The sequence below is a fragment of the Glaciecola sp. HA4-3 genome (assembly GCF_055693685.1).
In genome coordinates this window covers 1,261,268-1,282,822 of record NZ_CM146340.1, presented here as the reverse complement: position 1 = coordinate 1,282,822, position 21,555 = coordinate 1,261,268, and the positions used below count along the sequence as shown (strand labels likewise).

General features: G+C 40.4%; 14 protein-coding genes and 2 pseudogenes. 2 read left to right on the top strand and 14 right to left on the bottom strand.

Annotated elements, in window-relative coordinates; translation table 11 throughout:
• Positions 1-53 precede the first annotated feature (53 nt).
• From ACZ1G6_RS06140 to malQ, 9 genes and pseudogenes are all read right to left on the bottom strand, one after another.
• Positions 54-1,718 (bottom strand): alanine/glycine:cation symporter family protein, encoded by a 1,665-nt coding sequence (locus tag ACZ1G6_RS06140; RefSeq protein ID WP_472618935.1) that lies wholly within the window; start codon positions 1,716-1,718, stop codon positions 54-56.
• Positions 1,719-1,761: 43 nt separating this feature from the next.
• The gene (locus tag ACZ1G6_RS06135; RefSeq protein ID WP_472618502.1) at positions 1,762-2,901 is read right to left on the bottom strand and encodes a M14 family metallopeptidase; all 1,140 of its coding nucleotides are present in this window, start codon (positions 2,899-2,901) and stop codon (positions 1,762-1,764) included.
• Between the two features lie 188 nt (positions 2,902-3,089).
• A pseudogene (locus tag ACZ1G6_RS06130) lies at positions 3,090-4,534 on the bottom strand (glyceraldehyde-3-phosphate dehydrogenase).
• Between the two features lie 298 nt (positions 4,535-4,832).
• Positions 4,833-5,207 (bottom strand): peptide-methionine (R)-S-oxide reductase MsrB, encoded by a 375-nt coding sequence (gene msrB, locus ACZ1G6_RS06125; protein WP_472618501.1) that lies wholly within the window; start codon positions 5,205-5,207, stop codon positions 4,833-4,835.
• A gap of 34 nt (positions 5,208-5,241) precedes the next feature.
• On the bottom strand, positions 5,242-6,780 hold the full coding sequence (gndA, locus tag ACZ1G6_RS06120) for an NADP-dependent phosphogluconate dehydrogenase (protein ID WP_472618500.1): 1,539 nt from the start codon (positions 6,778-6,780) through the stop codon (positions 5,242-5,244).
• Positions 6,781-6,897: 117 nt separating this feature from the next.
• Entirely contained in the window at positions 6,898-7,287 is a 390-nt protein-coding gene (locus ACZ1G6_RS06115) for a hypothetical protein (protein WP_472618499.1), read from the bottom strand.
• Positions 7,288-7,340: 53 nt separating this feature from the next.
• Positions 7,341-9,008: a glycogen debranching protein GlgX gene (gene glgX / locus ACZ1G6_RS06110; RefSeq protein ID WP_472618498.1), complete on the bottom strand. Its 1,668-nt coding sequence runs from the start codon at positions 9,006-9,008 to the stop codon at positions 7,341-7,343.
• A 13-nt stretch (positions 9,009-9,021) separates the two neighbouring features.
• The gene (glgB, locus tag ACZ1G6_RS06105) at positions 9,022-11,232 is read right to left on the bottom strand and encodes a 1,4-alpha-glucan branching protein GlgB (protein WP_472618497.1); all 2,211 of its coding nucleotides are present in this window, start codon (positions 11,230-11,232) and stop codon (positions 9,022-9,024) included.
• Between the two features lie 16 nt (positions 11,233-11,248).
• Positions 11,249-13,447, bottom strand: coding sequence for a 4-alpha-glucanotransferase (gene malQ / locus ACZ1G6_RS06100; RefSeq protein ID WP_472618496.1), 2,199 nt, complete (start codon positions 13,445-13,447; stop codon positions 11,249-11,251).
• Positions 13,448-13,793: 346 nt separating this feature from the next.
• On the opposite strand from malQ, the gene gap reads away from it, so the two are divergent.
• Together gap and ACZ1G6_RS06090 are read left to right on the top strand one after the other, a co-directional pair.
• Complete coding sequence (gene gap, locus ACZ1G6_RS06095; RefSeq protein ID WP_472618495.1) at positions 13,794-14,789, top strand: type I glyceraldehyde-3-phosphate dehydrogenase; 996 nt, start codon at positions 13,794-13,796, stop codon at positions 14,787-14,789.
• A 91-nt stretch (positions 14,790-14,880) separates the two neighbouring features.
• Positions 14,881-15,771 (top strand): D-hexose-6-phosphate mutarotase, encoded by an 891-nt coding sequence (locus ACZ1G6_RS06090; protein ID WP_472618494.1) that lies wholly within the window; start codon positions 14,881-14,883, stop codon positions 15,769-15,771.
• A 40-nt stretch (positions 15,772-15,811) separates the two neighbouring features.
• Here the strand turns inward: ACZ1G6_RS06090 and ACZ1G6_RS06085 are convergent.
• The 5 genes and pseudogenes from ACZ1G6_RS06085 to zwf form a co-directional block, all read right to left on the bottom strand.
• Positions 15,812-16,448: pseudogene (locus ACZ1G6_RS06085) on the bottom strand (bifunctional 4-hydroxy-2-oxoglutarate aldolase/2-dehydro-3-deoxy-phosphogluconate aldolase).
• Positions 16,438-17,427 (bottom strand): glucokinase, encoded by a 990-nt coding sequence (gene glk, locus ACZ1G6_RS06080; RefSeq protein WP_472618493.1) that lies wholly within the window; start codon positions 17,425-17,427, stop codon positions 16,438-16,440. Before glk ends, ACZ1G6_RS06085 begins: the two are co-directional and overlap by 11 nt.
• A gap of 1 nt (position 17,428) precedes the next feature.
• Positions 17,429-19,270, bottom strand: coding sequence for a phosphogluconate dehydratase (gene edd, locus ACZ1G6_RS06075; RefSeq protein WP_472618492.1), 1,842 nt, complete (start codon positions 19,268-19,270; stop codon positions 17,429-17,431).
• Between the two features lie 100 nt (positions 19,271-19,370).
• Positions 19,371-19,973 (bottom strand): 6-phosphogluconolactonase, encoded by a 603-nt coding sequence (gene pgl, locus ACZ1G6_RS06070; protein ID WP_472618491.1) that lies wholly within the window; start codon positions 19,971-19,973, stop codon positions 19,371-19,373.
• Positions 19,973-21,472: a glucose-6-phosphate dehydrogenase gene (gene zwf / locus ACZ1G6_RS06065; protein WP_472618490.1), complete on the bottom strand. Its 1,500-nt coding sequence runs from the start codon at positions 21,470-21,472 to the stop codon at positions 19,973-19,975. Before zwf ends, pgl begins: the two co-directional genes overlap by 1 nt.
• Positions 21,473-21,555: the final 83 nt, after the last annotated feature.

Sequence of the window (21,555 nt, the reverse complement as noted above, 5' to 3'; positions counted from 1 at the left end):
CAAAGACTTGTGTTTTAGCAAGTCTTTGCTCAGGATTCAATAATCGATACCGCTTACGAGTTTTTGACTTTATGCCAGTACTCTTTTACCGACTCTTTCATCTCTTTACGTAACATTAAAATACCAAACAAGTTTGGTAAGGTCATAACTACTATCGCCACAGCAGATAGTGCCCAAACGAGTGTTGTGTCACTGATTGCAGCCCAAAAGAATCCGGCTACATATACCACACGATAAGGCATAACAGATGCAGGCCCCAACAAATAGGTCATCGCTCTATCACCATAGTAAGACCATGCTATTGCAGTAGAAAAGGCAAAAAGGAGTAAACCAATAGACACAATATATTGGCCATACTGTCCAAAGTATCCCATCGTAAATGCTTTTGTTGTCAATTTTGCCGAGTGTATGAGGGATTTACCATGAACAATGATATTTGCTCTTTCTATATCGCCATCCACTATTTTTAAAGTCCCGGTAAAGTTATCATCAAGTGAACCAACATGATAAGTAACATCTTCAGCAAACGAACGAGCATTAATAAGCGTAAATCCACCTGTATTAGCCACGCCATTTACCACTGCAATTTCACCATTAAAGGCTTCAACTGTAGAACCTTTTAGCTCATTTAGATAACGATATATATTATCAGTATCTTCAGCATTTCCTTGTTCAAACTCACCAGTAATAAACATCATATCTGAGCGTTCAAACACGTTTTCATGTTTTTTACTCCACACACCTGATGACAAAATTACCAAACCTGTAATGGTACAAATAATAATCGTATCAATAAAAGGTTCCAAAATAGACACCATTCCCTCAGAAACAGGCTCTTTTGTTTTGGCCGAGGCATGAGCAATTGGCGCTGAACCTTGACCAGCTTCATTAGAGAATAATCCTCTATTTACGCCTCTATTAAATGCGTATGCAAAGGTTGCGCCTAAGAAGCCGCCGGCTGCAGCCGAGCCTGTAAACGCATCAGTAATAATTGAAGCAAAAGCAGGACCAATGTTTTCGATGTTTGCGAAGATGACCGCAAATGCACCAATGATGTATACAAGCGCCATAAACGGAACGATTTTAGAAGTCACAGACGCTATACGTTTAATACCACCAATAATAACAAGCCCTAACAAAACCGCTAGCACACCTCCCACAACAACTGGAGAAAAACCGAAGGTAGCTTCTATGCTCGTGGCGATACCGTTACTTTGCGGCAAATTACCGGTCCCAAATGAACTAATTACCGTGGCAACAGCAAATGCTACCGCAAGCCATTTCATGTTTAGACGTTTATCCATGTAGTACATTGGACCACCGGCCATAGTTCCATCAGCTGTTTTCTCGCGGTACTTGTGTGATAGCGTTACTTCAACAAATTTGGTCGTCATACCAAAAAATGCCGTTGCCCACATCCAAAATAGTGCAGCAGGCCCACCTAGAAAAATAGCCAAAGCAACACCACTAATATTTCCGGTACCCACCGTACCGGACAAAGCAGTTGTCAAGGCTTGAAACTGAGTTGTATCACCTGGGTCATCACTTTTTGACATTTTACCTGTAACTAGTTTGCAAGCGTGTTTAAAGTAATAAATCTGAGGAAACTTAAGATATATAGTGAAAAATGCACCAGTTCCCAACAGCACGTATGGAAACCAAACAGCACTTCCTAAAAAGCTGTCAATAAGATTAATAAATTCAAGTAACGCGTCCATCATGTGTCCCCTTTTGGGTGTTATTTATTATTGTTGTGTGTGTTTATTTACAAAGCGTCGGTGCTACAGCTCGTATAGCAACCAACACGTCTTCTCCTAATTGTTTGCAACGTGACGTTGACCAGCCAAACGCATGATCGGGTAAATCAGCATTATCTTTAAAGGGCATTTCTAGCGTATAGGCCAAACAATCAAACTTGTGGCCTACGGCGTTACTAGCGACCGTCAAATTTGCTTTTCCTAGTGCATCTTTGTCATAGCCATATACATCTTGAAACTCTGGCGTTGTAGCCATCAATGCCTGCTTAAATTGCTCTTCAAGTGATTTAATCCTTTCGTCATAGTTAGGATTTCCCTCACTACCTGCAACAAAATTATAAGGTAAAGCCTCATCTCCGTGAACATCAAGATACATATCAACACCTGTTTTAGTCATTTTATCAAGTGTAAACAATACCTCTGGGCTCTTTTCTTTGCTTGGAGATTGCCATTCTCTATTTAGGTTTGTGCCAACGGCATTTGTACGTAAATGTCCGCGAACACTCCCATCGGGGTTCATGTTTGGTACGATATAAAAAATGTTGTCTTGCAATAGTGATCGCGCTACACCATCGTCTTCATCTAAAAGCCTGTTTAGTAAACCCTCAATAAGCCATTGAGCCATCGTCTCACCAGGGTGTTGCCTTGCTGTAATCCAGATCTTGTTTTTGTTGTGCTGTGTTTCGTCCTCATCGCCAACTATTAACAGATTAATCTCGCGCCCATCTATACTGTTACCTAATAGTTCATGATGACAATCAAAACTTGTTTGGGCTTGTGCAATTAAGTCTAAATGGCGCTCGTAACTATAGGGGACAAAATAGGCAAAATAGACACTGTCATATTCAGGCGTGAAATCGATACATAGGACATCACCATCAAAAGTAGTATCTACCCTAAACCACGTATCCCTGTCGTATGACGCTAGCGCTTGATAGCCCTTCCATCCTTCAATGTAAGCTGATTTAGATAAGTTTTGTATGTGAATTTTGTGATTAACAAAGGGGCTAGCGTGTAATTTAAAATGAAACCATTGATAAAAATCTGACTGATTGTCTTTATTAATTTCTAAACGAATGTTTTGTTCATCTGTTGCACTAATTATTGTGATGTTGCCACTGTCAAATTGACTATTAATAATCATATAAATATTCTTGTTATTGTTTTATATCGACACAGCCATTAGTGTAGTTGAATAATTCAACTTGTTACACTAATTAAATAGCTGATACCTGTTTTAGATATGTTAGCAAACTACGCAACGATACAAAATACTCACCAAAAAAAAGCTGACACTTGATTGTCAGCTTTTTACATAATTTTAAATATCGCTTAAGGAAGTGATGGTACGCTTACGCCCGCCATGTCACTTACGACCCTCATAACTTGACAGCTATAACCGAATTCGTTGTCATACCAAACGTAAAGTGTGGCTTCTATTGCCAGCAACGATTGTTGCTTGTGAATCGACAACGCTTGCTGCGCGAGCACCAACTAAGTCAGTAGAAACAATTTCGGTTGACGCCGTAAAGTCGATTTGGTGCTGAAGGTTTGAAAATAGTGAGGTGTTACGTAAATACGTGTTAATAGATTCTTTATCTGTTTCACTATCTAAATTTAGATTCAGAATTGCCATTGATACGTTTGGGGTTGGCACTCGAATGGCGTTACCTGTCAATTTACCTTCCAATTGAGGATACGCCTTTGATACGGCTTTTGCTGCGCCAGTTTCAGTAATTACCATATTTAATGAAGCTGCCCTACCTCTTCTGTCAGCTTTGTGATAATTGTCAATCAAATTTTGGTCATTTGTAAACGAATGAACTGTTTCAACGTGTCCATTTACAATGCCATATTCTTCATCTAACGCTTTAAGAACAGGAGTTATAGCATTAGTTGTACAACTAGCTGCTGAAAGAATAGTATCAGCATCTTCAATATCGGTATGATTAACCCCATGTACAATATTCTTGATATTGTTTTTGCCTTAGTGCCGTAAGGAGTACTTTTGCTGCCCCTTTAGCTTGCAAGTGTTGCGATAAACCATCTTCATCTCGCCACATACCTGTATTATCCACAACTATGGCATTGTTAATCCCATATTGAGTGTAATCCACTTCACTTGGGTGATTTGCATAAATAACTTGAATAAACGAACCATTTGCTTTTATTGCTTTACGCTCATTATCAACTGTAATGCTGCCATTAAAAGGCCCATGAACTGAGTCACGTCGCAACAAGCTTGCTCGTTTTTCTAGATCACCCTCTTTACCACCACGTACTACAATCGCTTTAAGCCTAAGTTTATTTGCTTTGCCCTGCCTTTCAATCATTAATCGGGCAAGCAAACGGCCAATTCGTCCAAAACCATACAATACAACATCACGCGGTTCTTGAGCGTCATCTGTGTCACAAACTTTCATAAGTGCTTCATTTAGGTAAGCCTGAAGGTCATCTTGACCTTTGGCTTTTCCATAATGAAACTCATAAGCTAAGCGACCAATGTCTACTTCACAAGGTGATAGGTTCATTTGGTTTACCGCTTCTAGAATCGGCCAACTTTCACGCAAACGCAGCTTTACGCCTTCAAATAAACGAACCGTTCTATGCGCCTTAATTAAATCAATAACGCTAGCATTAAGCAGACTGCGTCCATAAACAGAAATTTCTACCGCTTTATTGCGGTATAACTGTCCAATCACGGGTAACATCCGCTCCGCGTAGTCTTGGCGCTCTTGCCAACTTGATTGTAACTCTTGCTCATATTGCTGATTCATTGAAAGTTATTCCTTTGGAAAAAGTTAATATTGTTCACCCGCGCGCATTTTATGCAAACTTGTTGAAAAGTCCAAATTGTTGAAAACTTTCATTTTTACTAAGTTAGAGGCATATCATCAGAATATATACGTAATTAATCGTCAAGGATTTAGTAAATAGCGGGTAGCCTTGGAACTATGTTCATATGGCATGTCGTGCCAAACCACTTTTAGCAAAAAAATGAAATTTAATTACAGTATTTTTTTGAAATAAGACCAAGGTATTGTCAATATTATTGGATAAGCTTGCTGATATTCATCAGGCTGGCTTGAACTTAAGCGAAATAGAATTAACGCAGTATCTTTTGCCTGTCGATGTAGGGCCATCATCAAATACATGGCCTAAATGCGCATCACATTGTTTGCAGACTATCTCAATTCGTCTCATTCCTAAGCTATTGTCGCTTTTATAGTCTACGTTATTTTCTTTACTCTGCTCACTAAACGATGGCCAACCACATCCTGAATCAAATTTAGCTTCTGATGCAAAAAGCGGGGCTGCGCAACATTTACATGAATATTCGCCACTTTCTTTATTATGCAGATATTCACCCGTAAACGGATGTTCCGTTTCCGCCAAACGAGTGACTCTATACTCCAGTGGACTTAGTTGGTCTTTGTATTTGTCTACCATGTCGCAACACACCCTATTACTAATAAGTTCATCATTATTTACGCACACGTTCTTGCTTGCGATCAGCGCTGCTCCACGAAACGTGGTATTTTTGAGACTCTGGCTTATCAATTCTGGCATAACTGTGTGCGCCAAAATAATCACGCTGTGCTTGTAACAGATTTGCAGGTAATACTTCGCACCGGTATGAATCATAATAATTAAGTGCAGAAGATAGCGCGGGTACGGGTATACCTGATAAGCTGGCAATTGAAACTGCTTTTCGCCAATTTTGCTGGTTTTGCTTTATCTGTTCGATAAAAAATGGCGCCAACAAAAGATTTTCAAGGCCTTCATCTTCCTGATAAGCATCTGTAATTGACTGTAAGAACACCGCTCTGATAATGCAGCCTGCTCGCCAGATTTTAGCAATTGCTGCAAAATCTAATGCCCAACCATGCTCTTTAGCAGCAATATCCATTAATTGAAAACCTTGTGCATAAGCACAAATTTTTGCGCAATATAACGCGTCATGCAAATACTTTATTATTTCGCTCTTATCTTCTTCACTCACATTAGTCACATCGGGTGCGGCTAATATTTTGCTAGCTTTTACACGCTGAGCTTTTAGTGATGATAGACTTCTAGCAAATACTGCTTGAGTGATTGTTTGTGCAGGACTACCGACTTGCAAAGCACTTACTGCAGTCCATAAACCCGTGCCTTTTTGTCCTGCCTTGTCCAGTATCATATCCACAAGCGCCGCTTCACTATCGGGGTCTTTGTGCGCTAACACTTCAGCGCTTATTTCAATTAAATAACTATCTAGTATCCCTTTGTTCCAATTAACAAAGACTTCACTAATGTCCTTTGCACTCATATTAAGCAAGGATTTCATTACATGGTATGTTTCACAAATAAGCTGCATATCTGCATATTCAATTCCGTTATGCACCATTTTTACATAATGACCTGCACCAACTGGACCAATATACGTGGTGCACGGTTCGCCGTGAGTAACGGGTTTACCGACTTCGTAATTTTCAATCGGTTTTCCACTAACAGGATCTACTTTAGCCGCCACTGCGTTCCACAAAGGTTCTATTCGAGTCCAAGCGTAAGGGTCGCCCGATGGCATCAAAGACGGTCCAAATCTGGCGCCTTCTTCACCGCCAGAAATAGCCGTCGAGAAGAAAATAAATTTACCTTTGTATTGCTGCTCCCGAGCAACAGAGTCAGTCCACAAACTATTACCTGTGTCGACAACTATATCGTCAGGTGCAATGCCTGCGTCAATCAAAAAGCGACACACATGGTCTACAGGCTCTCCTGCAGGCACTGACATAATAATGGTATGTGGAGACTTAATATTTGCCAGCAGTTCCGTGTATGAATTACAACCTATCATACGAATACTGTCTGTTTTGTTTTCAGCTTTGTCTTGCGCTAGCGCCTCTTCCACTTTACAAGTATCAATATCAAAACACGCAATTTTATAGCCATTATCTGCAAGATTAAGTGCTAAGTTTTTCCCCATCACTCCTAAGCCGATAAATCCAACATCAAAAAGGTCTTGCCCATTACGCACAGTCATATAAATCTCATCAATTAATTATCGTTAAAGCGACACAAATGTAGAATGAAGAATAACACTAATTTAGGACAAGACCAAAAGACAAGCATATCTGTTGGCTACTTTTTTATGTGCTTATTAATTATTTTTTCTAAACAGTTTTATGCAACGAGCCGGCATATCAAAAGCCTTAGGAAACGCAACGGTAGTGCTGTAAGAATGAAGATCTATATCATCAATTGATGTATCGAGCATGCATTCCCAACCTAGGTTTATTGCATTGTCATTCGTAATATCAGTAAGCGTAAATTCACAAGGTATATCGTCGCCATTAACACACATTAGCCATTGCTGCTGTTGGTTTGGCATCATTGCATTTACATGAGGATTACCAATAATATGAATAGCAAAATTATGATGCTCATCATTGGTCCAATCAAGATCGGTTTTTTGCCCACCGTTATGCTTGTACCATTTGACAGAGTGGACATTTTGTCGATTGCTAAAATCATCATCACTAAAATGCAAAGTATTCAGCAAAGGATTGGTTTTTCGAAGCGCAATGACATAACGACAAAACCCTAAAAACTTTTTTTACGCTTTGTTAGTCGCCAATCATACCAATTAAGTTCGTTGTCTTGGCAATAGGTATTGTTGTTCCCTCGTTGCGTTCTACTTAATTCATCACCGCCTAAAATATGAACACTTCCTTGACTCAATAATAGGCTTGCAAACATATTGCGTTTTTGTTGCTCTCTTAGCTTAAGAATCGATTCGTCCTGACAAGGACCTTCATGCCCATAATTAGCACTTAAATTGTGATTGTGTCCGTCTTGATTATTTTCAAGATTATCTTCATTGTGCTTTTGAGAATAAGTGACCAGATCTTGTAGTGTAAATCCATCATGGTAACTGATGTGGTTAAGGCTAGCCTTTATCGGCCTTTGACCTTTGTAAAAAATGTCTTTAGAGCCCATTAAGCGGCTCGCAAACTCTCCTTTAAGTCCCTTATCTTTGCGCCAAAACGCACGAATCGTATCCCTATATTTATCATTTACCTCAAGCCAATTCTTTGGAAATTGGCCCAATTGATAGCCATCGGGCCCTATATCCCAAGGCTCAGCAATTAACAAGCATTCACGTAACACTGGGTCTTGCTCAATCATGGCAAAAAACCTTGAATGTTGATTAAAACTTATTGTCTCTCTACCTAAACAGGTCGCTAAATCAAATCTAAATCCACTCACTCCAATATCGACACACCAAAACCTAAGTGCATCCAATAGCAATTTAGCGATAAAAGGGTCTGCAACATTGACGGTATTGCCACATCCTGAATAGTTAGCATACTTCCGACCATTCGCTGTTTCTTCAAACAAATAGGTTTGTTGCTTGCACAAGCCTTTAAAACTTAATGTCGGTCCATCAATACCTGACTCTGCAGTATGATTAAATACAACATCCAAAATAACGTCAATACCTTCGTCACGATAAGCTTTTACCATCGCTTTGCACTGTGCAAGAGGGCTTGGTGCCATCTGCGATAAACCCGAATGAGTAGATGCATAACGAGGTTCAGGTGCAAAAAAATTAAGTGGATTATATCCCCAATAATTAGTCAGTCCTTTTTCACTAACAAACACCTCGGGCATGTAAGCCATTAGCGGCATAAATTGTACATGGGTGATACCCAAGCTTTTTATGTGTTCAAGCACACTGGGATGACACGCGCCTTCGTAGGTACCTTTAATAGCATCAGGTACCTTTGGGTGTAACATGCTCAAACCTTTGAGGTGTGTTTCATAAATTATTATGTCATTGTAAGGTTTATTGGCATATTGTTTTTGGTCTATGTCTGTTTGGATGATATGAGCTTTGGGTATCGCATCGTTCATCTGCTTTTGGCAATCCAAACGCTGCCAATCTAAACTTTTATTGAGCGATTTTGCATAAGGGTCAATTAATAAGGGCAAACTAGAGAGCTTAGGTTCAACTTCATCTGTGGCATGTGAAACGACTTTTAAGCCATACATATGCTGTGACGTAATGCCTTTTATAAAGCCAAACCAAGTATTCCCTACCCGCTCTATCAGACGCAATTGTGCCAAGCAGTTTTCAGTTTTATCAAAAATACATATATACACATCTTTTGCATCAGGCGCATAGACTGAAAAATTACAACCATTGTCAAATACATGAGCACCTAGGGGTGAGGCGCGACCAGAGCTTACTTGAAAGGAATTTGACACAAAAATCTCAACGTTATTTACATTTTTTAAAAAAGACGGTCGATAGGGGCGGAATCTTGATATCTATACTGTTTTCAAACCCATGACTTTGCACAGCTTTAGTATTATAGGACGAATCTATTGGAAATTGCGAACCACCGTATCGGCTCTCATCAGTGTTTAATAACACCTTATATTCACCTTCTTGAGGCACACCTAGCGTATAATGATGATGTACGCTTGGCGTAAAGTTGCAAAGCACAACGATTAAGTCTTCTGGAGCGCTAGAAAATCTGGCAAATGCCAGAACAGAATCATGCTCATTATGCAAATCTAACCAACAAAAACCAGCTTGCTCATGATCAAGCTGATGAAGTGCACTGTGGTCTTGATACAACGTATTTAAATCCCTATAAAGCGATAACATACCCTCGTGAGCAGACGATATCTGAATTTCATGTTTGCTTAATTGCGCTTGTGCATTTGGCACTAATTCCCACGCAAGTTGAGAATCATGGTTCCATTCTGTTCTTTGGCCAAACTCATTCCCCATAAATTGTAATTTCTTTCCTGGATGACCAAACATAAAACCATAGAAACTTCGCAAGTTTGCAAATTTTTGCCATTCATCTCCCGGCATTTTTTGCAACATAGCCCCTTTACCATGAATAACCTCATCATGTGATATGGGTAGCACAAAGTTTTCGTCGAATGCATAAACCATTGAAAAGGTTAGCTGAGAATGATGATATCGACGATAGGCGGGGTCTTTTTCAATGTAATTTAATGCATCATGCATCCACCCCATGTTCCACTTAAAACCAAAGCCTAAGCCACCTTGAGAAACAGGTTTTGATACGCCTGCAAATGATGTTGACTCTTCAGCAATTGTTATTGCTTTTGGATATTGACGATAAACTTCGGTATTCATCCACTGTAAGAGACTAATTGCTTCGTAGTTATGATTACCTCCATCAACGTTTGGTATCCATTGGCCATCATGTCGCGAATAATCTAAGTACAGCATGGAAGCTACCGCATCAACTCTTATGCCATCTACTTTAAATTTATCAAACCAATAAAGTGCGTTGGCGACTAAAAACTGCCTTACTTCTTTTTTGCCGTAATCATAAATACAAGAGTTCCAATCTGGATGCCACCCTTTTTTTGGATCCTCATATTCATATACATGGCTACCATCAAAACGCGCTAAACCATGGCCGTCTTCTGGAAAGTGCGCCGGCACCCAATCAAGAATAACGCCAAGCTTGCTTTGGTGGCATTTATCAACAAAATATTTAAAGTCATCCGGAGAGCCAAAACGGCTAGTTGGGGCAAATAAACCTACTGGTTGATATCCCCACGACCCATCAAAAGGATATTCACTTATTGGCAACACCTCTATATGTGTGTAAGCCATGCTCTTGGCATAAGCGATTAGCTCGTCCACAAGTTCTCGGTAACTTAGGTATTGATTGTTGTTGGCAAATGGTCGTTTCCAAGATCCCAAATGCACTTCATAGATACTCATCGCTTGTTGATAAGCACTATCGGGCTTTTGCTGATGCCATTTCTCATCTTGCCATTTATATGCATCATGATCATACACAACTGATGCGTGAGACGGATATTGGTGTTGACTAAACCCAAGCGGATCAGATTTATCAGGAAGTTGTTGACCCTCCTCGTCTTTAACCGAGTACTTGTATAGGTCACCAGCTTTTAGCTCAGGAATAAATAGCACCCAGTATCCCAAGTCGGTTTTTTGCATCAAGTGACGTTTATTATCCCAGTGATTAAAATCCCCAATAACGCTTACCGTGCTCGCGTTTGGTGCAAATACAGCAAACCTCACACCTTTAACGCCACTATCTGTTTGCGTTAGTTGCGCACCCGCTTGTCGATATAGGTTTTCGGCACTATGATCAATAAAATGGACTGCATGATAGGCTTCGTTTGCAAATTGATAGGGGTCAATGTAAGTGTATTCGCCTTGAGGAGTAATCGAACAAACGCGGTAAGGACGATACTTTGCATCGTTGCCTTTAAGCTCTACGCTGAAAAACCCATCTTCATTTTTGTGTAGTTGAGCGATATGTTCATGCGTATTTAAACACACAACTTTGATGCTTAAGGCTTGTTCAAACCAAATGTTAATCTTTGCGCTATTTTCGCCTTCTTGCCAGCCTAACAAGGCAAAGGGATTTGCCATTTGACCGTTGGCTAATGCTTGTTGGTAATTCATGACCAATCCCGTTGTGTTATGCCTTAATACTTGCTTGTTTTCGCAATTGCGTCAAGTCGTGAGTAAGCTTCTGAACCTCTGGCTTGTCAAAAATATCTTCAATGTTGTGTGTCAATTTGCGACGCCAATTAGGATATTCGTTAAACGTCCCTGGAATATTCACCGGTTTGTCCATTTGTAGCCAATCTTCTAACTGCAAACTTAAAAGAGCACTTGAGCCTTTCGCCATATGGGTTTGCATCCCATAATTTAAGCTAGTGCTCATACCGACATAATTCACATCACGACTGATTGAGTCACAGATCGAATAATGACCATGTAAGGTATTTAATATTTGCTGCTTATTTTCATGACGAATATCGTACAGTTCAGATAATACTTGAGCATCTGGGTATAGGCCCACGTCTTTGCCCAAGGCAAGATCATCACAGTGCCAAAACCCTATCAACGTCGGCATATCATGAGTTGTTAAGGTTGCCATTGATTGTTCAGGATAATGCGACGGTGAATAAAAACCTCCATCTTGAGCTTGTTCGAAGAAAAAGAGACGATAAGAATACATACCATTTTCTTCCAATTTAGCTCTAATGGCTTGTGGGACTGTACCTAAATCTTCTCCGATTACCACACTTTTATGCCTTACACTTTCTAGCGCTAATATAGCGAGCAAGTCATCTACTGGATAATTTATATATGCACCTTTTGTTGCATCGTCATCTTTATGTACCCACCATAGTCGAAGCAAAGCCATAACATGGTCGATTCTCAGCGCACCACTTCCTTTCATATTATCAGCGAACAAATCAATGATGGGCTGATAAGCTTGTTCTTTTAACACAGTCGGATTCATTGGAGGCAAGCCCCATTTTTGACCCAATGGGCCTAATATATCTGGCGGAGCACCTACACTAATATCAGAACAGTACAGCGTTTGGTTACCCCAAATCTCAGCACTACCTTCGCTTACACCAACCGCTAAGTCGCGATATAAACCGATTTCCATACCACTTTTCACCGAGAACCGACTAGCAAATTCAAACTGCTCAGCTGCTTGCCATTGCAAAAAAAGATGAAAATCGACGTCATTTTGATTTTGCTTTGCAAACTTTTGCACCGCAGGTAAGTCAGCACTGGCATATTCTTTGGGAAAAGCGGGCCATCCCCAGTAGTCTTTCCCCTGCTCTTTAAGTTGCATTTGCAGCGCTTCAAAAACAGCTTGGTTTTTTAGGCTTTCACCACCCTCAAGCACAAATTTATTGAAAGCCTTACCCTTCGCTTGCGACGCTTTGAGGTATTGTTTTTGAGCAACAACAAAACACATCTTCAAGGCTTTGAGTTTAATGTCGGCAACACCTTCATAATTTACTAACTCTTCATTTCTTAGTGACGACAACTCACTTGATATTGTGTTTTCACGAAACCAAGACTGTACTAGATCAGACTCAAAGCCGGGAACTTTTTCAACATCAATATATAGGTAGTTAATCCATCGTCTAGAACTTGGGCCATATGGGCTACAAAGTTCAGGGCAAGCTGGATATAGTGCGTGGATAGGGTTCAAACCAATAAAATCCGCCCCGCGGGAGGCTGATTTTTCAATTAAATAAAGTAGGTCAGTGAAATCGCCAATTCCCCAGTTGCGACGGCTTTTTATGCAATATAATTGTACACTCAAACCCCAGATTTTTTTGCCACGTTTGATAGTTGTCGGTATATAACAAGCGTCAGGCGCGATTATTAAACGACATTTTGCAATTTTTTTACGCCCATATAGTAATTCAAGCGTGTGGTACCCCAACTCTTTTATATTAGGCAAGACAAGTTCGTAAGCGTGTACTTCTATCTCATCAACAACTTGAGCATCAACTAATGTCTGTTCAACGGGTCTAAACTTAAAAATGGTAACTTTATTAGTTTCACTTTGTATCTTTATGGTGTGTAATTTTGTTGCATCTTGAATGTTGATTTTGATGCAAATAGTCGCTTCTTGGGATTTTCTGGCGACCAGTACTTTAGGTAATGCATCGGACCATCTTTGAGCAATCTCATCTTCTAGTTCATGTTCTAGCGCTTGTGAATCATGTAATGAATAGCCCATCGCGCTTAGCATTTTAGCTTGATTTTCTTTATCAATTTTTGCAGGTTTTCCCCAAGCATCGATATATTCAGAATCAATATTTTTATCTTTTAAAAGATAGTCTATCAGTGTGTTCATGGTGCTTTTTCCAAGTAAAACTGGCTTGCCTGCAATATTCACGATAATCAACAAGAATATACTCACAGTGATATTTTTGTACAAAGCTAAATCGATTAAGCCATTTTAGTGCAAGTAAATGAGTCTTGCCACTTTAGTAAGCAAAACAACATCCTATACTAACTTGCTTCGACGCTGTTAGTAGAGACTATTCTTTTTGAATACGATTGCAATGACATTGTACACCATGCTTTATGTAATAAAACAACATTATTATCAAATAATATTGAATGTTGTGGGCTAATTGTGCATAATTTTCGTAATATAATTTCATATTAGAAATGCAAATACGACCCAAGAGGTGTTTATGACAACTAAAATAGGTATTAATGGCTTTGGCAGAATCGGACGTTTAGTATTGCGTGCATCTACTCAACGAAGCGATATTGAAGTAGTCGCTATTAATGATTTGTTGGATATTGAATACATCGCTTACATGCTTAAATACGACTCTACTCATGGCCGTTTCGATGGTGATGTTGAAGTAGTGGATGGCAACTTACAGGTAAATGGAAAGACCATAAGAGTAAGCAGTGAAAGGGATCCACGTCAGTTAGCATGGGACAAAGTTGGCGCGCAAGTGATTGTCGAATCAACTGGCTTATTTTTAAACTCTGAGACAGCGAATGACCATCTTCTTGCAGGCGCAAAAAAAGTAGTCATGTCAGCGCCCAGTAAAGATGATACTCCTATGTTTGTAATGGGCGTTAATCATGAAGAATATGATGGACAAACTATTGTGTCGAACGCATCGTGCACAACTAATTGCTTAGCCCCCCTTGCAAAAGTACTGCATGATGAATTTGGCATTGTCGATGGATTAATGACGACGGTTCATGCGACAACGGCGACTCAAAAAACAGTAGATGGCCCATCACATAAAGATTGGAGAGGCGGTCGAGGCGCTTTACAAAACATTATTCCATCATCAACCGGTGCGGCAAAAGCAGTTGGAAAAGTTATCCCAAGCTTAAATGGTAAACTAACTGGGATGGCGTTTAGAGTGCCAACGGCAGATGTATCGGTTGTTGATTTGACGGTAAACCTTGCCAAAGCAGTTAGTTATGATGATATTTGTAAAACCATGAAACACGCATCTCAAACTACGCTATCTGGTATTTTGGCTTACACTGAAGATGAAGTGGTTTCACAAGACTTTATTGGTGATAAACATTCTTCAATTTTTGATGCGAAAGCAGGAATTGCCCTAACGCAGAACTTTGTAAAAGTTGTCGCTTGGTATGACAATGAGATGGGCTACTCTAATCGAGTCCTAGATTTAGTTGCCCACATTTCGAAATAAATGATAGCTTAGTGATAAAAGCCTGCATACGCAGGCTTTTTTGTGGCTAGGAACAATGGCCCTAGACGATTTATTTTACCAAGGAATTGACATGAATGCATCGGTAATATCAAAAGACAATATGTTGCATGTTGAAAATGCGCGTGGAAAAACCAGTATTAGTTTATTTGGTGGGCAGGTTTTATCATTTATACCAAAGCATGATAACGCTGAACGGTTATGGTTAAGCAGTAAAGCGATATTTGACCAGCAAAGTCCTATTAGAGGCGGTATACCAATATGCTGGCCATGGTTTGGCCCTCATCCCACTGACAGCCAGCAAGCTAATCACGGTTTAGTCAGAGACACTGATTGGCAATTAGTCAGCGTTGAACACGAACAAGTAAATGGTATTAAGGTCAAAAGCACTGTTGAACTTACTTTCCCAGCTATTATGAATCATCAAAAGTACGCCGCACTTGCATTACGCCTTATAATTGTAGTGTCAGATACTTTAGAAGTGTGTCTTATGACCAAAAATAATGGAGACAGCTGCGTATCTATATCACAAGCTTTGCATACTTATTTTAAGGTGAATGATATTCGACGTACACTGATACAAGGTGTTGAGACAGCTTTTTTTAACAAAGTGAAAACATGCCAGCAAAAAGCGATTGTTCCCCCTTATAAAATTAACAGTGAAACTGATCGTATTCACGAAGCAAACCTTAGCGAGCAAGAAATTACATTTAATACTCAGTATTTAATGCAATCACACCAAAATATTACACTTAGTGATGAGCACAGCAAATGCACACGCATATGTTTGCAGTCTGGGCACTCTGAGATTGTCATATGGAATCCTTGGGTGGCAAAATCAAGAAATTTGATAGACATGGATGACAATGATTTTGAAGACATGTTGTGTATTGAGGCGGCTAATGTTACTCCTATTTTGTTAAAAGCTGGCGAGCAACACAGCTTGGTACAAGTAATCGCATAATTCTGACGACGTTTACCAAGCTGCGATGTCGCAACTGATGTTACTTTTCAGTGACTTGTTTTGCTAATGTTGTAATTGTCGCCCAGTCTTTTTTCTCAATGGCGTCTGTCGGCGCCAACCATGAACCGCCGACGCATCTAACATTTGATAGCGCCAAATACTCTTTATAATTGCTTAAACTAATACCACCGGTTGGACAAAACACAGTGTTTGGGAATGGACCACCAATTGATTTGAGTGCTTTGACTCCGCCAGCGGCTTCTGCTGGGAAAAACTTCAAATGATCATAGCCTGCATCATTTGCTTTCATTAAGTCTGAGATATTTGATACGCTAAGGAATTAGTGGAATTGAGCCTTCTTTCCCCGCTTTTAAGAGATCAGCTGTTAGTCCTGGACTAATAGCAAATTTAGCGCCTGCGTTGGTAACCGCAGCTAGTTGCTCAGCATTGGTGACCGTGCCAGCGCCAATATATGCCTCTGGAATTTTACTGGCAATCTCTTCAATGACACTCATTGCAGCTTGAGTTCTTAGGGTTACCTCAAGCACAGTAATACCACCACAAATCAAAGCTTCAGCAATAGGAACTGCATCTTCAACTTTGTCTATAACCAACACTGGAACCACTGGACCTTGGCTAAAAACATCTGCTGGACTTATTTTCCAATTATTCATCATCTTTTATTCTCTGAGTTTGTTGTGTTAAAAAAGCTAAAGCCCCTAATAAGCCATGATCAGGTTCTTTGATTAAATATGTGGGTATATCTTTTACGTAATGAGCAAAGTCACCTTTAGCCTCGAACTTTTCCCTAAAATCACTTTGGATAAAGAAAGACTCAAGCTTACTAATAACGCCTCCACCAATGAAGATGCCACCAGTTGTGCATAGATTTAACGCTAAATTTCCAGCAAAGCTACCCATAACACGACAAAACTGGGTAATCGAATTAAGTGCTTGCTGATCTGAAGCATCTAGCCCTGCTTTTGTAATTTCTGAGGGCTGAGAAAACTTTGGTACAACATTGTCATGCTCGCAAAAAGCATTGTAAATATTCACTATACCCCGCCCTGACAGCACCTCTTCGGCAGAAGCTCTTCCATACTTGCGATACAGGTACTGCCAAATGATTACATCTTGCTCATCAGTAGGAGCAAAATCAACATGCCCACCTTCACCATCTAATGTGTGCCAGCCTTGTGAGGCAAACGTTAAATGCTCAACGCCCAAACCAGTGCCAGGGCCAAAAACAGCAATATTCCCTTGCTCTTTGGCATGTCCACCACCTAATTGAGCCAGTTGGTTATGATTTAATGTGGGCAACGAGTGGGCAACGGCTGTAAAATCGTTAATGACAAATAGGGCTTCAAGATTTAACTGTTTTTGCAAAGCCAGTTTGGAAAATACCCAAGTATGATTGGTCATTTCCACTAAATCGTCACCAACAGGGCATGCAATTGCAATACATCCTGCTCTAAATGCTGTCACCTTGACTAGGGTTTGAAAATGTAAAACAGCATCTTCTATGGTATCAAAGTCTTTACACAAAAATTTTTCAATGCGCGAGATACGTCCATTTTCGACTAGGGCTAGCCGGATATTAGTGCCGCCAACATCAGCAACAAAACGGGGGCCTACTTTATTGTTTGTCGTGATCATTTTAAAGCATGCCATTATCTAGTCTGTCTTGCTCAACAAACAGTGAACAAGCGCCTTGTTCAGCCCCCGTCAATGTTGAGCGCATACCCGCAAATAATTCTCTGCCCATACCTTGATGACTACTTGTTAAATCAAGCGTAGCGGCTTTTCTGGCGTTAAGCTCTTGAGCATCAACGTGCAAAACCATTTCCCCTGTTGATGTATCGATTTCAATCAAGTCGCCATCATGTACTTTTGCAATCAACCCGCCTTTAAACGCCTCTGGAGTCAAATGAATAGCTGCAGGCACTTTGCCAGACGCCCCAGACATTCTGCCATCTGTCACCAACGCGACTTTATAACCGCGATCTTGCAATACCCCCAAAGGCGGCGTAAGTCTATGAAGCTCTGGCATGCCAATCGCTGCTGGGCCTTGGAAGCGAACAACAACGACACAATCTTTGTTTAACTTACCTGAATTAAATGCGTCATCTAATGCATATTGGTCATCAAACACAACCGCAGGGGCTTTTATCTTGCAAATTGGCTCACGTAGAGCAGAGGTTTTCATGACCGCTCTACCTAAGTTTCCGTCTAGTACTGACAAGCCTCCGTCTTTCTTAAATGGTTCGTTAATATCTGCCAATACTTCTTTATCAAAGGATTCCATGGCTCCTTCTTCCCATGACAACTCTCCGTCTTTAAGTTTTGGTTCTTGCGTATAGCGCGACAGTCCTTCACCGCAAATTGTATTGACATCGTTATGGACCAAACCTTTGTCTAACAACTGTCTGATTAACAGAGACATTCCGCCTGCAGCAGTAAAGTGGTTAATATCTGCAGAGCCATTTGGATATATTCGCGTTATTAATGGCGTTGCTTTGGATAAATCGGCAAAGTCGTCCCACGTAACAATCAAGCCCGCAGCTCTGGCAACCGCCACTAAATGCATTGTGTGGTTCGTTGAACCACCCGTTGCCAATAGCGCTACAATGCCATTCACCATTGATTTAGCATCGACAATATGGCCAATTGGCATATAGTTATCACCTAAATCTGTGAGTCTGGTTACTTGCCTAGCCGCTGCTTTGGTAAGTGCGTCTCGAAGTTCTGTGCCTGGGTTTACAAACGACGCCCCGGGTAAATGCAATCCCATAACTTCCACCACGAGTTGATTTGAGTTTGCAGTTCCATAAAACGTACAAGTACCCGCAGAGTGATAAGAGGCCGACTCTGCGTCAAGTAACGCATCCCTACCGACCTTACCTTCTGCAAATTGCTGTCTGATTCTTGCCTTTTCTTTATTAGGCAATCCTGAAGGCATGGGCCCTGCTGGCACAAACACGGTTGGTAAATGCCCGAAACTTAATCCTCCTAACAATAAACCAGGTACAATTTTGTCACAAATCCCCATCATCAATGTTCCGTCAAACATATTGTGAGATAAGCCTACAGCGGCTCCCATCGCAATGTTATCTCGACTCATGAGACTAAGTTCCATACCGGCATTACCTTGAGTTACGCCGTCACACATTGCTGGAACACCACCTGCAAACTGCGCCACACTACCTACTTCTGCAATCGCTTTTTTAAGTATTTGAGGATAGTTTTCATATGGTTGATGTGCACTTAGCATATCGTTATAAGATGAGAGTATGGCGATATTCGCTTTGGTCATTGAACGCAAATCAGCTTTATCGTCTTTACCACATGCCGCAAACCCGTGTGCTAAATTACCACACGACAAAGCACCTCTGTGTGGACCTTGTTTTCTGGCCTGCTCAATTTTTGCTAGATAAGCAGCGCGACTGACCTTACTGCGTTGAATAATTCGTTCGGTAACTTCTTGAATTAAGGTGTTCATAAAAACCTCTTTTATTTTGCCCACATAAGCGTTAATTCTGCTTTTTCTGCAACCGCTTTAATCGGCTTTTCTATGATTGAATAATTGGCTAAGGCATCTTCTAAGACGTCTTTTTCTTCTGCCCAACCAAATGTAAAAAGATATGTTTCGCTTTGAGTATAGTCACAAGTGACATTGATATACGCTGATAAGGCGCTGTTGTTGGTTGAGTAGCGATAACACTTAAGGTTCGGTCCAAATTGAGGCCCTCTTCGATCTGTTCACTACACGGAAACAACGAAGCAGTATGACCATCTTCTCCCATACCCAAAATAACAATATCAAATGAGTTGGTGATATCGTCTACACGCTTAGAAATAACGGATTCTTGGGTGAAAGGAGTGTCGTATTGATTAGTTAAGCTGCTAAATGTAGCTTTACTAGCTTCGTTAACAAGCAAGTTTTCGCTGACTAATTTTTGGTTACTATCAACATGGTCAGCTGGTAACCATCTATCGTCAACAAGCGTAATAGTTACCTTTGACCAATCAAGTGACTGCTTTGATAAAAGGTTAAACAATGCCTTGGGTGTCGACCCACCACTAACGGCAATAGTTGCACTGTTATTTTGTACAATTGCTTGTTGCAAAATGTCGACAATTTGGGCACTAAACGCCTGGTTTAAATCATCACTTGTTGAAAACGCTTTTACATGCAAAGACATTATGAAGACCTTTTATGTTTTATTTTGCTCTCATACCAACTACGCTCTTCTCGTGCTAACAAACCTATAGATGAGACAGGGCCCCACGTGCCCGCTTGATATGGTTCAGGTGATTCGTTGTTCGCTTGCCAAGCATCAAGAATAGAATCAACCCAATGCCATGCCTGTTCTACTTCGTCTCGTCTAACAAACAGGGCTTGATTACCTATCATGACCTCTAAAAGTAGTTTTTCGTAAGCATCCGCTATGCGCGCTCCAGCAAACTCTTCTGAAAAACTTAAATCTAAGGTGCTTTTTTGTAAGCCCATCGAACCTTTACTAGTAAGCCCAGGTACTTTGTTCATTACTGTAACCTCAACCCCTTCATCAGGTTGCAATCTAATGACCAACTTATTTGGAGGTAAAGATGTAAAGCTATCTCCAAATAGATTATGAGGTTGACGTTTGAAGTAAATAACAATTTCGCTCACTTTTGTTGGAAGCCTTTTACCCGTTCTTAAGAAAAACGGCACACCCGCCCAACGCCAGTTGTCGATTTCCGCTTTAATTGCAACAAAGGTTTCCGTTCTACTTTGTTGATTTGCTTCAGGCTCTTCTAAGTAATAAGGCACTTCTTCACCTGCAACAAAACCTGACACATATTGCCCGCGAACCGTTTTTGACGCTACGTTTGATGCGTTGATTGGTCGAAGTGCCTTCAGTACCTTTAACTTTTCATCTCGAATACTATCAGCATCGAGTGTAGCGGGTGGCTCCATCGCGATAAGTGATAGTATTTGTAATAAGTGGTTTTGAACCATATCTCGCATTTGACCAGCATCATCAAAGTAGCCCCAACGCCCTTCTATACCGACAGACTCTGCTACACTTATCTGAACATGGTCGATGCAATTATGGTCCCAATTGGTTGCAAATATGGAATTAGCGAAACGAAGTGCAATAAGGTTTAACACCGTTTCTTTTCCTAAATAATGATCAATTCGATAAATCTGTTTTTCGGTGAAAAATGCAGCAACCTGATCATTGATGACTTTCGATGAATCTAAATCATGCCCAATTGGTTTTTCTAAAACCACCCTAACGCTTTCGTCTATCAAACTGGCGGCGTCCATTCCTTTACAAATATCACCAAAAATGGAAGGTGGTGTTGCAAAATAGCAAACCATAACCCTTTCAATATCGACGTTTTCTTTTAAAGCAACATATGCTTTTGGGTCGACCATATCAATAGAAACATATTCAAAACGTTGAGTAAGGCGAAGCCATGTTTCCTCGCAGATGTCTTCACCCATAAATTTTTCAATATTTTCTCTAACGATGTTTTTATACTCATCACAGGTATGTTGTTGACGAGCTACCCCTATGATTTTTGAGCCATCATGCAAAAGCGCTGCTTTTTCAAGTTGATACAATGCTGGTAGAAGTTTTCGGCGAGCTAGATCCCCTAGCGTACCGAATAAGACAAAATCAATGGGTTCGTTTTTTAATTGTGTGACCATAGTAGCCTCAAACATTTGTGCGGTTGAACGCTACGCTTACATGTACAGGGTAAAGTCGTGCGCGTGCAAGGGACGAATTTATA

Coding starts and splice junctions, on each gene's coding strand:
- glgB (WP_472618497.1), bottom strand. CDS start 11,232: ATGAATTACCAACAAGCATTAGCCAACGGTCAAATGGCAAATCCCTTT.
- pgl (WP_472618491.1), bottom strand. CDS start 19,973: ATGTCTTTGCATGTAAAAGCGTTTTCAACAAGTGATGATTTAAACCAG.
- ACZ1G6_RS06135 (WP_472618502.1), bottom strand. CDS start 2,901: ATGATTATTAATAGTCAATTTGACAGTGGCAACATCACAATAATTAGT.
- msrB (WP_472618501.1), bottom strand. CDS start 5,207: ATGGTAGACAAATACAAAGACCAACTAAGTCCACTGGAGTATAGAGTC.
- glk (WP_472618493.1), bottom strand. CDS start 17,427: ATGATCACGACAAACAATAAAGTAGGCCCCCGTTTTGTTGCTGATGTT.
- gap (WP_472618495.1), top strand. CDS start 13,794: ATGACAACTAAAATAGGTATTAATGGCTTTGGCAGAATCGGACGTTTA.
- gndA (WP_472618500.1), bottom strand. CDS start 6,780: ATGACTGTGCGTAATGGGCAAGACCTTTTTGATGTTGGATTTATCGGC.
- edd (WP_472618492.1), bottom strand. CDS start 19,270: ATGAACACCTTAATTCAAGAAGTTACCGAACGAATTATTCAACGCAGT.
- ACZ1G6_RS06090 (WP_472618494.1), top strand. CDS start 14,881: ATGAATGCATCGGTAATATCAAAAGACAATATGTTGCATGTTGAAAAT.
- malQ (WP_472618496.1), bottom strand. CDS start 13,447: ATGAACACACTGATAGACTATCTTTTAAAAGATAAAAATATTGATTCT.
- zwf (WP_472618490.1), bottom strand. CDS start 21,472: ATGGTCACACAATTAAAAAACGAACCCATTGATTTTGTCTTATTCGGT.
- ACZ1G6_RS06140 (WP_472618935.1), bottom strand. CDS start 1,718: ATGGACGCGTTACTTGAATTTATTAATCTTATTGACAGCTTTTTAGGA.